Annotated in this window: 13 protein-coding genes and 1 pseudogene; 6 read left to right on the plus strand and 8 right to left on the minus strand. The window is 69.6% G+C overall.

What is annotated here, in order from left to right:
- Window positions 1-3: 3 nt before the first annotated feature.
- Window positions 4-768 carry a TMEM165/GDT1 family protein gene (locus JOE48_RS08330; RefSeq protein ID WP_210029149.1) on the minus strand — a complete coding sequence of 255 codons (765 nt, stop codon included), beginning with the start codon at window positions 766-768 and terminating at the stop codon, window positions 4-6.
- A gap of 149 nt (window positions 769-917) precedes the next feature.
- Here JOE48_RS08330 and JOE48_RS08335 point away from each other — a divergent pair, with 149 nt between their 5' ends.
- Both JOE48_RS08335 and JOE48_RS08340 read left to right on the plus strand, forming a co-directional pair.
- A complete protein-coding gene (locus JOE48_RS08335) occupies window positions 918-1766 on the plus strand; it encodes a MurR/RpiR family transcriptional regulator (protein ID WP_210029150.1) in 849 nt (282 codons plus the stop codon).
- 411 nt (window positions 1767-2177) lie between these two features.
- Entirely contained in the window at window positions 2178-2408 is a 231-nt protein-coding gene (locus JOE48_RS08340) for an Ldh family oxidoreductase (RefSeq protein ID WP_245253185.1), read from the plus strand.
- Here the strand turns inward: JOE48_RS08340 and JOE48_RS08345 are convergent.
- The 3 genes and pseudogenes from JOE48_RS08345 to JOE48_RS08355 form a co-directional block, all read right to left on the minus strand.
- Window positions 2370-2561: pseudogene (locus JOE48_RS08345) on the minus strand (NIPSNAP family protein); the annotation flags it as partial. The gene JOE48_RS08340 and the pseudogene JOE48_RS08345 sit on opposite strands and share 39 nt — an antisense overlap.
- Window positions 2558-3247 carry an antibiotic biosynthesis monooxygenase family protein gene (locus JOE48_RS08350; protein ID WP_210029151.1) on the minus strand — a complete coding sequence of 230 codons (690 nt, stop codon included), beginning with the start codon at window positions 3245-3247 and terminating at the stop codon, window positions 2558-2560. The gene JOE48_RS08350 and the pseudogene JOE48_RS08345, both read right to left, overlap by 4 nt.
- A gap of 286 nt (window positions 3248-3533) precedes the next feature.
- The gene (locus JOE48_RS08355; protein WP_210029152.1) at window positions 3534-3893 is read right to left on the minus strand and encodes an NIPSNAP family protein; all 360 of its coding nucleotides are present in this window, start codon (window positions 3891-3893) and stop codon (window positions 3534-3536) included.
- A gap of 125 nt (window positions 3894-4018) precedes the next feature.
- Here JOE48_RS08355 and JOE48_RS08360 point away from each other — a divergent pair, with 125 nt between their 5' ends.
- Window positions 4019-4714, plus strand: a complete 696-nt coding sequence (locus JOE48_RS08360; protein ID WP_210029153.1) for an ArsR/SmtB family transcription factor — start codon at window positions 4019-4021, stop codon at window positions 4712-4714.
- A 942-nt stretch (window positions 4715-5656) separates the two neighbouring features.
- Here JOE48_RS08360 and JOE48_RS08365 read toward each other — a convergent pair.
- Genes JOE48_RS08365 through JOE48_RS08375 form a run of 3 tightly spaced genes read right to left on the minus strand, consistent with a single transcriptional unit; the run spans window position 5657 to window position 7877 of the window.
- The gene (locus tag JOE48_RS08365; protein ID WP_210029154.1) at window positions 5657-6502 is read right to left on the minus strand and encodes a substrate-binding domain-containing protein; all 846 of its coding nucleotides are present in this window, start codon (window positions 6500-6502) and stop codon (window positions 5657-5659) included.
- Complete coding sequence (locus JOE48_RS08370) at window positions 6475-7185, minus strand: ATP-binding cassette domain-containing protein (protein WP_210029155.1); 711 nt, start codon at window positions 7183-7185, stop codon at window positions 6475-6477. Before JOE48_RS08370 ends, JOE48_RS08365 begins: the two co-directional genes overlap by 28 nt.
- Window positions 7182-7877 carry an ABC transporter permease gene (locus tag JOE48_RS08375; RefSeq protein WP_210029156.1) on the minus strand — a complete coding sequence of 232 codons (696 nt, stop codon included), beginning with the start codon at window positions 7875-7877 and terminating at the stop codon, window positions 7182-7184. The genes JOE48_RS08370 and JOE48_RS08375 overlap by 4 nt, the downstream gene beginning before the upstream one ends.
- Before the next feature lie 358 nt (window positions 7878-8235).
- Here JOE48_RS08375 and JOE48_RS08380 point away from each other — a divergent pair, with 358 nt between their 5' ends.
- From JOE48_RS08380 to JOE48_RS08390, 3 genes are all read left to right on the plus strand, one after another.
- Window positions 8236-9327, plus strand: a complete 1092-nt coding sequence (locus JOE48_RS08380) for a molybdopterin-binding protein (RefSeq protein WP_210035651.1) — start codon at window positions 8236-8238, stop codon at window positions 9325-9327.
- On the plus strand, window positions 9324-11312 hold the full coding sequence (locus tag JOE48_RS08385) for a molybdopterin biosynthesis protein (RefSeq protein WP_210029157.1): 1989 nt from the start codon (window positions 9324-9326) through the stop codon (window positions 11310-11312). Before JOE48_RS08380 ends, JOE48_RS08385 begins: the two co-directional genes overlap by 4 nt.
- A gap of 201 nt (window positions 11313-11513) precedes the next feature.
- Complete coding sequence (locus tag JOE48_RS08390; protein WP_210035652.1) at window positions 11514-11843, plus strand: winged helix-turn-helix domain-containing protein; 330 nt, start codon at window positions 11514-11516, stop codon at window positions 11841-11843.
- Window positions 11844-12032: 189 nt separating this feature from the next.
- Here the strand turns inward: JOE48_RS08390 and fdhF are convergent, their stop codons facing one another.
- A complete protein-coding gene (fdhF, locus tag JOE48_RS08395) occupies window positions 12033-15005 on the minus strand; it encodes a formate dehydrogenase subunit alpha (RefSeq protein ID WP_210029159.1) in 2973 nt (990 codons plus the stop codon).
- Between the last annotated feature and the right edge of the window lie 37 nt (window positions 15006-15042).

Here is a 15042-nt window from a genome sequence, read left to right on the forward strand (position 1 = left end):
GGCTCAGCGGAGGATCAGCGAGAGGCCGATGCCCGCGCGACGCCGGCAAAGCGGCACGGCGAGCGAGGCGACGGCGAGGAAGCCGAGGGTGAGCCCGATGATCGACCAGTCGGAGCCGGGCCAAGCCAGGCCGATGCCCTCGCCGACCCAGAACGTGCCGAACGCCGCGAGCAGCACCCCGACCGCGAACTTGAGTGCGTTCTCCGGCACCGTCGACAGCGGGCGGTGGAGGATGAGCCCGAGCGCCGCCACCAGCAGAAGCGCCGCGACAGCCCCGACGCTTGCGGGGACGAGGAGCCCGACGCCACCCGACCCGACGGCGATCACGATGAACACGACCTCAAGGCCTTCGAGCAGGGTGATCTTGAACGCGGTCGCGAACCCGACGAAGTCCAAGGCGCCAGCGGCGCGACCGGCCGACCGAAGGCTGCCGGCCTCTCGGTCGTAGGCGGCGGCCTCGTCGTGTAGGGGAATGACGCCGGCAGCCCGCAGGACAGCCTTGCGCAGCCAACGGAGGCCGAACAGCAGGAGCAGCCCGCCGACGACGAGTTGGACGCCCCGGATCGGGATGCGAGTCAGCAGGGGGCCGAAGAGCAGGACGACGGCCAGCAACGTAGCGAGGGCGGCAGCCGTGCCGGTGAGGGCGCTGCGCCAGCCGCGAACCGCATCGACCGCCAGCACCACGGTCAGCGCCTCGACGAACTCGACGGTGGAGGCGAGGAACGCCGCGATGGCTGCCGGCGATGCTTGAATCCAGTCGACGGCCATTCGGAGCGCCCTCTCGCCAGTGAGCCTTCGCGCAGCGGCTTGCTCGACCGCAAAGTTGTAGCTATCACTACCTTTGTCAAGCGCAATGAAGATATCACTACATCACGAGGTCGGGTAGCTCGATGCGTGTGCTGGACGGAGGAGACGCCGTGACGGAAGACTTCGGCGCTACGGTCCGACGCCTGACGCCGTCGCTGACGCCGTCGGCAGCCAGGGTAGCGAGCTATCTCGACCAGAATCGCGCGACGGTCCTCGCAAGTTCGGCCGCCCAGATCGCGGCGCAGCTCGGCACGTCGGACGCGACGGTCATCCGGGCTGTCCAATCACTCGGGTTCGACGGCCTGACGGATCTAAAGCAGGCGTTGGCCGCAGGCATGGACGACCGCGGCACGCCGGCGGCCGACATGCGACGCACTCTCGCCGGCGTCGGCGAGAACGCGGGCCAAGCCATCGACGCCGTACTGGCGGCCCACGAGGAGGGAATGGCGGCGCTACGGTCGGAGGATGGAAAGGCGGACATCCTCGCGGCCATCACCACCCTGCATCTGGCGACCCGCATCGGCGTGTTCGGGATCGGGCCCTCCGCGCACCTCGCCCGGTATCTCGCCTTCCAGCTTACCCGATCGGGGCGGTGCAGTTTTCTGCTCGATGCCACGGGTTGGTCGCTCGCAGACCAACTGCTCGGCCTGCAGGCCGGCGACGCGGTCCTGCTCCTCGCCTACGGCCAGCCCTATCGCGAGGTTCAGGCCGTGATGGCCGAGGCCCGTCGCCTCGGATTGCCGGTTGTGCTGGTGACCGACACGCACAAGAGCGCGTTGGCACGGCAGGCAACGGTCGTGCTGCTGGCAAGGCGCGGTCGCGCGAACGAGGTCGCGCTTCACGCCACGACCCTGATCGCGCTGGAGGCCGTCACCCTCGGCCTCGCCGCGGCCGACCGCGAGCACGCGCTCCAGCAATTGGCCAACCTTGACCGGCTGAGGAAGCTGGTCGGCCCCTGAAGGGCTCGCGGGACACCCCTTCAAGGGCCATGTCATAGGCAGCCCTGGTCAGGCTTAGCTCCGGGGACTGATTCCGCCTGGAGATCGTGCAGGCGAACTCGACGTTCAGTTTGATCCACGGACCGCCGTCCTGCCACACCAGCACCGCGACGTGCTTGGGCTTGCGGGGGGCTCGTGCCCGTAGACCCAGCCAGCGGCCTTCGCCGCACCGAGGACGCGCGCCGGGTCGGTGGGCCCGTCCGCGTGCTTATGGTCTGGGGCGGGGTGATGTGGCTTCCTGTGCTCGATCCGAACGGGCTCGCGACCGTCGGCGGCAATGAGGGTGACCTTGATTTCGGAAGGCCGGCGCTCGCGCTCGAGCGAGACGCGGAGCCCCTCGCTCAGTGGGGACAAGTGCTGACCGCCCATGCGATGCGGGAGGCGATCCGCCGGGCGAAGGCACACGGGGTCAGCGCCGTCGCCCTGCGCAATTCCGGGCATTCTGGCACGGCCCTGTACTTCACCCTGCTGGCCGCGCGCGACGGCTGCGTCGCGATCCTCTCAACGAACGCTCGCCCGGCGATGGCTCCCTGGGGTGGTCGGAAGAAGACGGTCGGCACCAATCCACTGCTCGTACGCGGCGAGGCTCGGGAAGCTGAATAAGGCAAGGGCACGGTCGCTCGCGCCTTCGGGGGGGTCGTAGCCGTGGTGCGTGCCGCCATGGCGGTTGACGAAGTCGATCCACCGTCGGCCGAACGCCGCGAACTCGGCGATCTTCTCCGGATCAATGATGTAATCCACCGCGCAGGTGATCAGGCTGCGCCCTCTTCATCGGGTCCCGAGTTCGAAGCCCGCGCAGGCGGAAAGTATTGCGGGCTCTCTCGCCGGTCGAACATCCCGTAGTCGCGGATGATCCGCACGACTCGCGTTCGCGATCTCGCTGCCCCGGATGATGGGTCGGTCGCGGCGCGGGCATCCGTCCAGGATAGCAAGGCCAGCACCTTTCCGGGCGTAGTGAAGGAGTCGAACGCGTCCCACGCCACGAGCCCATCGGCTCGGGGATCAAGGCCGAGGGCAGGCAACACGCCGTCGTCGCTCGCAATGAGCGCGGGTCGATCCGGAAGCATCTCCATCAAGGTACACACCTTGGCCACGCCGACCTCGGTCGAGTCGAAGCGCTGTTCCCGGATCGGGTAGCCATCGGGCGGATGACTGTCCGCCATGACCTCTCCCACGCGGAGATGATAGTCAGCAAAGACTTCGGACCGGCCTTTCCCCTGGATCAGGTGATGGCCAGCATGGGTGCGCCAGCGGATCACCGATTTCTCGTCCCGCCATGTCGAGTGCGAGAGCACCCAGCCCGGCCGTCTCCGGCTCGTGAAGCGCTCATTGTCGATGAAGCCGTCGATGCCCTCAAGCTCCGGCTTCAGCACCCGCGCGTGTTCGAGATAGGCATCCTTTCGGCCGTCGCCGGGCCGGACCTCGAAGATGACGGAGAACATGGGCTCCTCCCTTGATGTCGGTCTGGTTCGAAGCGGGACTGGCTCACCCCGACATGAGGCTGGGCCTGCCAGTGCGCTCTGACATCGAGGCCGGCTTCGGACAACGCGGCGCGCCAGGACCCTTCAGGGAAGCGATGGGCAACCGATACAGCCGGCAGGAAGGTCGCCCCATGGACGTCCAGCATGGGTCGGCCTTGGATCGTGCCGGGTGATGGCAGGCGGCACAGGGAGCGAAAGCCCGGATCGCGTATCCTCGACCCGATGACGCTCATCACGGTCTTCCATCTCACGGGGCGTCATGGGCGGCCACCTCCCGCGTCGAGGCCCGACTCTCCGCATAGCCGTGACGCCGGATGAACGATCGCTCGATGGCGAGAAGGGCTCCGCTCTCCGTAAGGGCGGCCGCGTTGCGCCGGTGCGTAGGATCTGCTGCCAGGGTTTCCCGGTAGCGCTCGTACAGGTCGAGGCTCGTAAATTCGATCAGCCCGTAGCCGATGTTCGTCGGCCCGGCGAAGTCGGTCGGAAGATAGTAGCCGACGACGTGGCCGCCGCAGTCACGGATGACCGGCGTCTCGTCCTCGACATAAATACGAAAGGCGTCGATCCGGTTCGGATCGAGCGTGTAGCGGAGGCAGAGCGTGTGCATGGGCGTTTCCCGCGTTGCACCTCGCAATCTGATCCCGAGACTCCGTCTTGTCAGTCACGGACGCTTCGGTCCCGACCGAAGCGTCGAGGGGTGCCGCCGGTGGCGAGCGGGTGTAGGCTTGGCCCATGTCGTCGGGTCCCGCACTCTCCGAGATCGGCGCGCTGATCGGTGATCCCGGCCGCGCCAACATCCTGTCGGCCTTGCTCGACGGACGGGCGTTGACCGCGACCGAACTGGCCTGGACGGCCGGTGTGGCCCCGGCCACCGCGAGCGAGCACCTGACGAAACTGGTGACCGGCGGTCTGCTCTCGGTCTCGCGTCAGGGTCGGCACCGGTACTTTCGCCTCGCCTCCGTCGAGACCGCCCGCATGCTGGAGGCCATGATGGTGATCGCGAACCGGGCCGAGCCAAACGAAGCACCACGGCGCGCGACCCCGCGGATCGATCCGGCCCTGCGCGAGGCCCGTACCTGCTACGATCACCTTGCCGGGCGGCTCGGCGTCGGGATCGCCGACGCGATGGTCGCAAGGGGACTGATCTTGCTCGGAGAGGAGGCGGGCGAGGTGACCGCGTCGGGCCGCGCATGGCTGGCCGAGTTCGGCGTCGCGGTCGAACCGGCTGGACGAACCCGCCGCTTACTCTGCCGTCCCTGCCTGGATTGGAGCGAGCGGCGGCCGCACCTCGCCGGCCGGCTCGGAGCCGCTCTGTGCCGCCGCTGCGAGGACCTCGGTTGGATCGAGCGTCAGCGGGAGGGGCGCGCCGTCCGGGTGACCGACGTAGGCCGGCGTGGCTTTGCGGGTGCATTCGGTTTGGCCGAATGACGAGGGGCTATCCCGCGCGCCCGAGAAGCCGCAGATGCCGCCACGCGCTCAGGAACAAGCGCAAGCGTATGTGACGATGGTGTCCTGTGTGGATGGCTCCCGCATCGCAAGTGGCGAATTGAGCTTCTTTCGCGTCGGTCGGGTGCAGTCTGCTTCGATGCATCCGCCGCCCGAATGCGGATTGGCGGAAATCCACACAACCCAGACGCTCATGTGCTCGCTTCGCGATGGCAGAACATGGCCTGAAGCCGCTCGCCCGCTTCTCAGCAAAGGCAGGGGAAAGCGGCCATTTGCGCGGATGGCTTGAACGGCAGAAAGCGCCTCGCTGTCACGACCTCAAATTGCGGTTGTTGGTCCGCTTCGGGTGCGAGCAGGACATGTTCGTGACGAGCCATGAAGGCTTTCCGACCTCACGAGGCTGGCCACCAGCGGGCTGGCCAGAACCATCTCGACAGCGAGCTTGAGCCGCGGCGACCAGTGCTCGAGCGATCCGAGCGGTGTTGCCGCTCAATCATGGACACGAATGCGCTCGGCCATCTCTCCCTGGCCGGGTCTCCACACAGGCGATCTGGTATTGCTACCTATCCTGCGTCTCGAATCTTAGCGTCCGGGCCGAGTTGATCCGAGATTGAAAGCGACGGACCGCAACCCAGGTGACGCCGCACGGCCCAAAGTCTCGCAGGATGAGAACCAGTTGTCATCAGGTCTGTCCTGTCGGAGAACAGCGGACACCCTCGGTTCCCGGAACGGCCAGAGTCAGCGGAGCGCGTTCAGCTGCGTTCGCCAGTATGCCGAAAGCGCCGATCGGGCAGTCAGCCACTGAGTTGGTGCTTTCGACGCCGAACCGCGGAAAGCGCACACCATAGATAGTTGTCGCGTGTCAGAACCCGGGGCGGCGCGCGTCGATGCCAGTACGGCCCTCCCACGGGCGCGGATACCGGGTCAGCGCGTCGCAGGCGCGCCGGCGCTCGGGAAGAACAGCTGTTCGCCGCCGACCTTGTATCCCGCGATCGCCTGCTGGCCCTCCGGCGAGACAAGCCAGTCGATGAAGGCCTGTCCCTGCTTTGCCTTCACGCCAGGGTGGCTGTCGGGGTTCACCAGCATCACGCCGTAGGGATTGAACAGGCTCCGGTCCCCCTGAACCAAGATGACCAGGTCGGCGCGATTCCTGAACGCGAGCCACGTCCCCCGGTCGGCGAGGATGTAGGCGCCGAGGGCCGAGGCCGCGTTGAGCGCAGGGCCCATGCCCTGGCCGACGTCCCGGTACCAAGGGCCGCGCACGGCCGCGAGATCGACGCCCGCCTCCTTCCAGCTGCGCAGTTCGGCGCTGTGTGTGCCCGAGCGGTCACCGCGCGACACGAACGCCGCCTCGCTGGCCGCGAGCTTGGCGAAGGCCTCGCGCACGCCCAGGCCGCGCACGCCGGCCGGGTCGGAGGCCGGGCCGATCAGCACGAAGTCGTTGTACATCACGTCGTACCGCGTCTTCGCGAAGCCCTCGGCGAGGAATTTGTCCTCGGCCGGACGGTCGTGCACCAGCACCACGTCGGCATCGCCGCGGCGCGCGGCGTCGAGCGCCTGGCCCGTGCCCAGAGCGACGACCTTCACGTCGATCCCTGATGTCTCCCGGAAGAGCGGGAGGATGTGCTTGAACAGCCCGGACTGCTCGGTCGAGGTCGTCGAGGCGACGACGATCGAGGTCGGTTCGGCGTCGGCCGGCGGCAGCCGGCCGGCCGCGCTCAGGAGCGCGGCCAATGCGAGGGTCAGGAGGCGACGACGGAAGGGGTCCACGGCAACTCCGCAGTGAGGTAGGCCCGCGCCTCGGACGTGCGGGGCGACAGAAGGATCTGGCGGGCCGGACCATGCTCGACGGCGCGCCCGGACGCCAACACGATCGCCGTATCGGCGAGGCGCGCCACCTGCCCGAGATTGTGTGAGACGAGCACAACCGTGGTGGCTGCCCGCGCCATCGCGGACACCAGTCCCTCGACGATCTCGGTCGAGGCTGGGTCGAGGTTGGCGGTCGGCTCATCGAGGAGGAGCAGGCTGGGGCCGACCGCCCAGGCACGGGCTAGCGCCAGCCGCTGCTGCTCGCCGCCGGAGAGCCGCGTCGCGGGATCGCGGGCGCGCTGGGAGAGGCGGACAAGGGCGAGCGCTTCCTCGACCCGCGCGGCCCGCGCAGGACGGGGCAGGTTTCCGAGAGCCAGCGCGACGTTCGCGGCCGCGGTCGCGCGGATCAGCGCCGGCCGCTGAAACACGAAGGCCCGCCGGTGCGGGCCGACCCGTACCGTTCCGCCGTCCGGCCGCAGGAGCCCGTCGATGACCCTCAGGGTGACGCTCTTGCCCGCTCCGTTAGGGCCGATGACGGCCGTGACGCTGCCCCGAGCGACCTCCAGGCAGAGACGGTCGAGAACCGTTCGCCCGTCCAGGGACAGTGTCACGTCCTCGAGGCGGATGGCCGGCGTCGCGCTCATCCATACACCCGCGCGGCGTGCCGGCGGAGCAGGGCCACGGCGACGTTCACCATCAGAACGAGGCCGATCAGCACCAGGCCGAGCGCCAGGGCGAGGCTGAGATCGCCCTTCTGGGTCTCCAGCGAGATCGCCGTCGTCATCGTGCGGGTATACCCGTCGATGTTCCCGCCGACGACGAGGACCGCTCCGATCTCCGAGATCGCCCGGCCGAACGCGGCGAGCGCCGCGGTCACCAGGGAGAAGCGCACGTCGTAGATGATCGCGCAGGCCTGACGCGGCGCGGAGAGCCCGAGGGAGCGCAACTGCTCCCCGAGATGCACCCGGGCGTCGGCGACGACCTGCTGTGTCAGGGCCGCGACGAGCGGCGTCGCGAGCGTCGCCTGTGCGGCGATCATCGCGCCGGGGGTGAACAGCAGGCCGAGCGGTCCGAGCGGACCGGAGCGGGAGAGGACGAGGTAGAGCGCGAGGCCGACGAGCACCGGCGGCAGCCCCATGAACACGTTCAGGATGCCGACCGCGGCGCTGCGTCCGGGAAATCGGGCGACAGCCACGAACGCACCCAGGGGTATGCCGAGCACGAGACCGATGCCGACGGCGCTGAGGCTGACACGCAGCGACAGCCACGCGATCGCCAGCACGTCCCGATCCAGACTGAACAGGCGGGACAGGATTTCCTGGAGCGTCTGCATCATGCGCCCGGGACGGGCCTTGGGAATGTGACGACGCGGAAGGCGAGGTCAGCCGATGAGTCCGACCTCGAAACGCAGGTTCGGCCGAATGGACCTGTCATGCCTACCAGGGGAGCGCGTGCGGATAGTCGGTGAGCATATCGCCCGGGGCGACAATTGTCGTCTCGTCGGGACGTTCGACGCGGCTATCGCTCCCCGTCATGGCTGTGAGCAAGCCCTCCCCTGTGCGGGGGCGCTCCAGGCAGAGCCGCACGTGTTCTCGCCGACGCGACTTCGTCCGGGGAGTCGAACGCGGCGCGCGCCGGGTCGACCGCCACGCCGCCCCTTGATCATCGAACCCGGATGGCGCATCGCCCCCATGATGATCCGGAATGCGTCCTCGGCGCTGATCCCGCTTCGGGAGGCGGCGAACCTGCTGAGCGGCGCGGCTGCTCCCGTCGCCCCCGCGACGGTCACGCTCGCAGCGGCGCTCGGGCGCGTAGCCGCAGGAGTGGTCATCGCGCGCTCCGCCGTGCCAGCCGGCCTGACGGCGATGCGGGACGGCTTCGCGGTCGAGGCCGCTTCGGTGGGCGGCGCGTCGGCCTATGCGCCGATCTTCCTGGGGCGGCCACCACCATGGGTCGAGGCCGGACAGCCGCTGCCGTCCGGCACCGATGCCGTCTTGCCCCCGGAGGGGTTTTTGGACGGCATGGTCGTCGCGGACATCGCCCCCCGGGAAGGTGTGTTCGGAACGGGCGACGACGTCGCTGGCAGCGAGAGGCTGATCGAGGCGGGCACCCGGATCGAGCCGCTTCACCTGCTCGTCCTGGAGGCGGTTGGCCTCACGGCGGTGGACGTCCGTCAGCCCCTCTTGCGCGTCGTCACCGCGGGGGCGACCGGTCTCGATACCGTGTCGCCCCTGCTCGGGCGTCTGATCGCGCGGGCAGGCGCGGCGACCGAGGCGGTTCGCGTCCAGGGCGTCCGGGACATCGCCGAGGCCCTCCGCGGCGGCACGGCGGACGCGGTGCTGGTGATCGGGGGGAGCGGTTTCGGCCGCTCGGACCACAGCGCGGCGGCCCTCGCCCTCGCCGGAGAGGTCCGCGCGCACGGCATCGCGATGCGGCCTGGGGAAACCACCGCCGTCGGCTCCGCAGCCGGCAAGCCGGTTCTTCTGGTGCCCGGGCGTCCCGAGGCCGCGCTCGCCGCGTTCCTGGCCCTCGGCCGTCCTCTCATCGCACGGCTCGCCGGCGCGCAGGAAAGCCTGCCTCGGCGGCAGGTCCTTCTCCGGAAGATCGTCTCGTCGATCGGTCTGTCCGAGGTCGTCTTCGTCCGAAGCGGGCCGGATGGCGTGGAGCCGCTCGGTGGAGCCGGCCTGCCGCTCAGTCGGTTGGTGCAGGCGAACGGCATCGTCGTGGTCGAGCCGGACAGCGAAGGCTTCCGGGCCGGCGAGGAGGTAGAGGTTTGGGCCCTGTGAGTGCCGACTCAGACCGTGACGGGGCGCCGGATTTCGCCGCGCGTCTCGCCGCGGCCTCGAGCCAGGAGCAGTTTCTCACGGTACTGAGCCGGGACGAGGCGCTCGCGCGGTTCCGGGCGGCGGTCCCGCACACGCGCCTGCCTTCGGAGGCGGTATCCTTGGAAGGAGCGCTCGGGCGCGTGCTCGCCCGCGACGTCGCCTCCCCGATGGATGTTCCGCCCTTCGACCGTTCCCTGGTCGACGGTTTCGCCCTGCGCGCGACCGACACGGAAGGTGCAGGGCCGGCGAGCCCGCGGCGCCTCACGCTGAACCGCGAGATCCTCGCCTGCGGCGTCGCGCCGACAATCGTCGTCCAGCCGGGAACGGCGACGCCGATCGCCACCGGCGGCATGATCCCGCGCGGTGCCGACGCCGTGGTGATGGTCGAGCACTCGGAATTCGACGCCGGGAGCCTCGCCGTCGATGTCCTGACCGCGGTTCGGCCCGCGCAGTTCGTGGGCTATGCCGGCGCCGACATGGCCCGCGGCGAGACGGTGCTGCGCAAGGGCGCGCGGATCACCGCCCGCGAGATCGGCATGCTGGCGGCGTGTGGTCTCGCGGCCCTCGACGTCACCAGACGCCCGCGCGTCGCGGTCCTGTCCACGGGGGACGAGCTGGTCGCACCGGGCGAGCCCCTGCCCGAAGGCGCGATCTACGACTCCAACGGCGCGATCATCGCGGCCGCGGTGACGGAGAACGGCGGGGAACCGGTCCGGCTCGGGATCGTGCGCGACGAGGCTTCCGTCCTCGAGGCGGCCCTCCGGTCCGCCCTGCGGGACAACGACCTCGTCGTGCTCTCGGGAGGCACGTCTAAAGGTGCCGGCGACGTCTCGCACCGTGTGCTGTCCCGCCTCGGCGAGCCGGGAATCCTGTTCCACGGCGTGGCCCTGAAGCCCGGGAAGCCGCTCTGCGTGGCGGTGTCGCAGGGAAGGCCGGTCATCGTCCTGCCGGGGTTCCCCACCTCCGCGATGTTCACCTTCCACGACTTTGTCGTGCCGTACGTGCGGGCGCTTGCCGGGTTGCCTCCGCGGGAGGACGAGACGATCGCGGCGCGCGTGTCCCAACGGGTGCCCTCCGAGCTCGGTCGCACGGAGTTCGTGATGACCTCGCTCGCCCTCGGTCCCGAGGGTGCGATCGCCCTGCCGCTGCCGAAGGGCTCGGGCTCGGTGACCGCCTTCTCGCAGGCGGACGGGTTTTTCGCGGTTCCGGCCGCGCGCGCAGGCGTCGAGGCGGGAGAGGGCGTCGCCGTGGTTCGCCTGGGCGCCGGCGTACGGGCGCCCGACCTGACGATCGTCGGCAGCCATTGCATTGGTCTGGACCGCGTGGTCGGCCTGCTCGCCGAGCGCGGCTACCGCGCCCGCACCATCTGGGTCGGGTCGGCCGGCGGCCTTGCCGCCCTGCGGCGCGGCGAATGCGATGTCGCCGCCATGCACCTCTTCGATCCCCAGACGGGCCGGTACAATGCCCCGTTCCTCACCGACGGCATGTCTCTCGCGCCCGGCTGGCGCCGCCTCCAGGGCGTCGTGTTCCGCCGGGGCGACGCCAGGTTCGACGGTCGCGACGCCGCGGACGCGGTCGCCTCAGCGCTCGCCGACCCCGACGCCGTGATGGTCAACCGCAACGCCGGATCGGGCACGCGCCTGCTCGTGGACGGCCTGCTGAACGGTGCCCGGCCGGCGGGGTTCTGGAACCAGCCGCGCTCGCACAACGCCGTCGCCGCGGCGGTCTCGCAAGGAAGGGCGGACTGGGGCGTGGCCATAGCGAGCGTCGCGGAGGCCTACGGGCTGGGCTTCCGTCCGCTGACGGAGGAGGCTTACGATCTGGCGTATCGCGCGCACGCCGAGGCCATGCCGGCGCTCGCGGCTTTCCTAAGGCTGCTCGGCGAGCCCGAGACGGCCGCGGCGCTGCGCGATCTGGGCTTCTCGCCCGCCGCCGAGACCTCGTGACGCGCGCACGGTTGGCCGGCCTCGTCGCGGGCGGCGTGCCCCCGAGCCGCGATGCCGTGGACCCAAGTCGATGAACGGAGACGGACAATCCTGTCGGCCGCCGGGATGATCGACGATGCCGTTTCGCGTAGGGACGCCTGCGAGGCGCTGAGGCCTCCAGCGAAGCGGCGGTGTGCGTTGGGCGAGGACACGAGCATCAGTTTGCGGATCGAGCTCGGCTCGGACACCCTGCTGGGACCGGGCAAGGCCGCACTCCTGAGCGGCATCCGCGACACCGGCTCCATCGCCGCCGCGGGGCGACGGATGGGCATGAGCTACAAGCGAGCCTGGTACCTCATCGATACGTTAAACAAGGCGTTCCAGGAGCCGCTCGTCTCAGCGAGCAAGGGGGGACGCCGAGGCGGCGGCGCTATCCTGACGCGCACGGGCGATGCCATCCTCGACAGTTACCTGCGCATGGAGCGGCTCGCCTCGGAGGCCGTGGCGGGCGAACTCGACCTTCTCGCTTCGCTGATGAAGCCCGATTCCTAGGATCGACGCCGCCGCGCCGAGGCGCGTCACCAGCAGCAGCGGAGTCGCGAGGTTGAACGTCGCTGGCCCGGTGGCCCGCGGCTCGGCGCCGGCAGGCCTTCTGCTTCCGGCGTTGCACGCGGCCTTCGCCTGCTGTCCGCCGTCACGTTCCGGCGGCACGCCTGGGCGCGCCGCCGGAGGTCTCGCCGCCTACTCGGCGGCCATGGGCGTCGCGTGGACGGCGGAGACCCGGGCCGCGCAGAACTTGAACTCCGGGATCTTGCCCATCGGGTCGAGCGCCGGGTTCGTCAGCAGGTTGGCCGCGGCCTCGGCGTAGCAGAACGGCATGAAGATCATGCCGGCCGGTACGTCGCGGTCAGAGCGCACCTTCAGATGGACGGCGCCGCGGCGCGTCTCCAGCTTCATCGTATCGCCGGGCTCCAGCCCGAGCCGGTAGAGCTCCTTCGGAGCCAAGAAGGCGACCGCCTCGGGCTCCAGCGCGTCGAGGACGCCGGCGCGCCGGGTCATCGATCCGGTGTGCCAGTGCTCGAGGACGCGGCCGGTCGACAGGACCATCGGGTAGTCGTCGTCCGGCAACTCGTCCGGGGGCACCACGGCGGCCGGGACGATCTTCGCGCGCCCGCTCTCCGTGGGGAAGCCGGCGTAGAAGATGATCTCGTTGCCGGGCTTGTCCGGGGCGTCGACCGGGTAGGTCACGGCGCCCTCGCGCTCCAGGCGCTCCCAGGTGATGTTGTTGAACGACGGCATCACCATGGCCATCTCGCGGAAGATGTCCGCCGGGCCCCCGTAGTTCCAGGGCAGGCCGAGGCGCTTCCCCAGTTCCTGGATGATCCACCAGTCCTGCCGCGCGTCGCCCGGCGGCGACACCACCGGCCGCGAGATCTGCACGCGGCGGTCGGTGTTGGTGAAGGTGCCGGCCTTCTCGGCGAAGGCGGAGGCCGGCAGCACCACGTCGGCGTGGAAGGCGGTCTCCGTGAGGAACAGGTCCTGCACGACGAGGTGGTCGAGCATCGCCAGGGCGTGCCGGGCGTGGTTCAGGTCGGGGTCGGACATCGCCGGGTTCTCGCCCTCGACGAACATGCCCTTGATCTCGCCGGCGTGGATCGCCCGCATGATCTCGACCACGGTGAGGCCCTTCTGCGGGTCGAGCTTCTGGCCCCAGAACTCCTCGAACATCTCCCGCACCGCGGCCTTCTCGACCGACTGATAGTCCGGATAGACCATCGGGATCAGGCCGGCGTCGGAGGCGCCCTGGACGTTGTTCTGACCGCGCAGCGGATGCAGGCCGGTGCCCGGACGCCCGATCTGCCCCGTGATGAGGGCGAGCGCGATCAGGCAGCGCGAGTTGTCCGTGCCGTGGACGTGCTGGCTGATGCCCATGCCCCAGAAGATGATCGAGGACTTGGCGCGGGCGTAGAGCCGGGCGACCTCGCGCAGGGTCTCCGCGTCGATGCCGCAGACCGAGGACATTTTCTCCGGCGTGAACTCGACGATCTTCTCCTTCAGCGCCTCGAAGTTCTCGGTGTAGCCGGCGATGTACTGCTCGTCGTAGAGCCGCTCCTCGACGATCACGTTGAGCATCGCGTTGAGCATCGCGACGTCCGAACCGGGCTTGAACGCGAGGTGCTTGTAGGCGTGCCGCGACAGCACCTGCCGGCGCGGGTCCATGACGATCAGCTTGGCGCCGCGCTGCTTCACGGCGTTCTTGAGGAAGGTCGCCGCCACGGGGTGGTTCACGGTCGGGTTGGCGCCGATCACGATGATGACCTCGGCGTCGAGCGCCGCCGAGAACGGCGCCGACACGGCGCCCGAGTTCAGGCCCTCCATGAGGGCGGCCACCGACGAGGCGTGGCACAGCCGCGTGCAGTGGTCGACATTGTTCGAGCCGAACCCGAGCCGCACCAGCTTCTGGAAGAGGTAGGCCTCCTCGTTCGAGCCTTTCGCGGAGCCGAAGCCGGCGAGTGCCTTGCGGCCATGCGTGTCGCGGACCGTCTTGAGGCCGCCGGCGGCGCGGTCGAGCGCCTCCTCCCAGGTCGCCTCGCGGAAGTGCGTCCACGGGTTGGCCGGGTCGACCTGGTCGTTGGCGTCCTTCCGAACGTTGTCCAGGCGGATCAGCGGCGCCGTCAGGCGGTGGGGGTGGTGGACGTAGTCGAAGCCGAACCGCCCCTTCACGCAGAGCCGGTTGTGGTTGGCCGGGCCGTCCACGCCCTCGGCGTAGACGATCTTCTCATCCTTCACCTTGTAGGAGACTTGGCAGCCGACGCCGCAATAGGGGCACAGCGAGGTCACCTCGCGGTCGGGATAGACCGTCCGGGTGTTGTGCTCGGCGTCGAGATAGGCGGACGGCATCAGCGCGCCGGTCGGACAGGCCTGGACGCACTCGCCACAGGCCACGCAGGTCGAGCCGCCCATCGGGTCGTCGAAGTCGAACACGATCTTGGCGTCAGCCGAGCGGTAGGCCATGCCGATCACGTCGTTGACCTGGACTTCGCGGCAGGCGCGGACGCAGAGATTGCACTGGATGCAGGCGTCGAGATTGACGCTCATGGCCGGGTGGCTGAAGTCGCCGGTCCAGCGCTCGGCCGCGGGGAAGCGGCTCTCGGAGACGTCGAGGAAGTCAGCCTGAACCCAGAAGTGCGATGTCGGGTCGTGCGAGGTCTCGCGCTCGGGCTGGTCGGCCACGAGCAGTTCGAGCACCATGGCGCGCGCCTTGGTGGCGCGCTCGGTCGCAGTCTTGACCTTCATGCCCACGGCCGGCGTGCGCTTGCACGAGGCGGCCAGCACGCGCTCGCCCTCGATCTCGACCATGCAGGCGCGGCAATTGCCGTCCGGGCGGTAGCCGGGTTCGGGCTTGTGGCAGAGGTGCGGGATATGGGTGCCGAGGCGCTTGGCGACGGCCCAGATCGTCTCGCCGGGGCCGGCCTCAACCTGCTGTCCGTCGAGCTCGAACGCGATGGTCGGCGGTGCGCTCGGGCGCTCCGTCAGATTGTGCAGGCCCGACGGCTCCGGTGCCGCCTGGCCGCCCGCCTTCGCTCCTTCCGAGTAGGAGCCGCCGGCCTCCGGCTTCGGGCCCTGCGCGGGGCCGCCTGCATCCTGCAGACCGTCGGCCCGGATCTCAGTCTTCTCGGTCTTGTCGCCGTGCTGTTCGGGGGCGTTGCTCATGCGGCCGCTCCTGGCTCGGACATAGGGATAGGGTTCG

Origin of the sequence: Methylobacterium sp. PvR107 (assembly GCF_017833295.1) — a bacterium.
In the GTDB taxonomy this organism is placed as follows: domain Bacteria; phylum Pseudomonadota; class Alphaproteobacteria; order Rhizobiales; family Beijerinckiaceae; genus Methylobacterium.

Coding starts and splice junctions, on each gene's coding strand:
- JOE48_RS08370 (WP_210029155.1), bottom strand. CDS start 7,185: ATGAGCGCGACGCCGGCCATCCGCCTCGAGGACGTGACACTGTCCCTG.
- JOE48_RS08340 (WP_245253185.1), top strand. CDS start 2,178: ATGCGGGAGGCGATCCGCCGGGCGAAGGCACACGGGGTCAGCGCCGTC.
- JOE48_RS08350 (WP_210029151.1), bottom strand. CDS start 3,247: ATGTTCTCCGTCATCTTCGAGGTCCGGCCCGGCGACGGCCGAAAGGAT.
- JOE48_RS08360 (WP_210029153.1), top strand. CDS start 4,019: ATGTCGTCGGGTCCCGCACTCTCCGAGATCGGCGCGCTGATCGGTGAT.
- fdhF (WP_210029159.1), bottom strand. CDS start 15,005: ATGAGCAACGCCCCCGAACAGCACGGCGACAAGACCGAGAAGACTGAG.
- JOE48_RS08355 (WP_210029152.1), bottom strand. CDS start 3,893: ATGCACACGCTCTGCCTCCGCTACACGCTCGATCCGAACCGGATCGAC.
- JOE48_RS08380 (WP_210035651.1), top strand. CDS start 8,236: ATGATCCGGAATGCGTCCTCGGCGCTGATCCCGCTTCGGGAGGCGGCG.
- JOE48_RS08375 (WP_210029156.1), bottom strand. CDS start 7,877: ATGATGCAGACGCTCCAGGAAATCCTGTCCCGCCTGTTCAGTCTGGAT.
- JOE48_RS08330 (WP_210029149.1), bottom strand. CDS start 768: ATGGCCGTCGACTGGATTCAAGCATCGCCGGCAGCCATCGCGGCGTTC.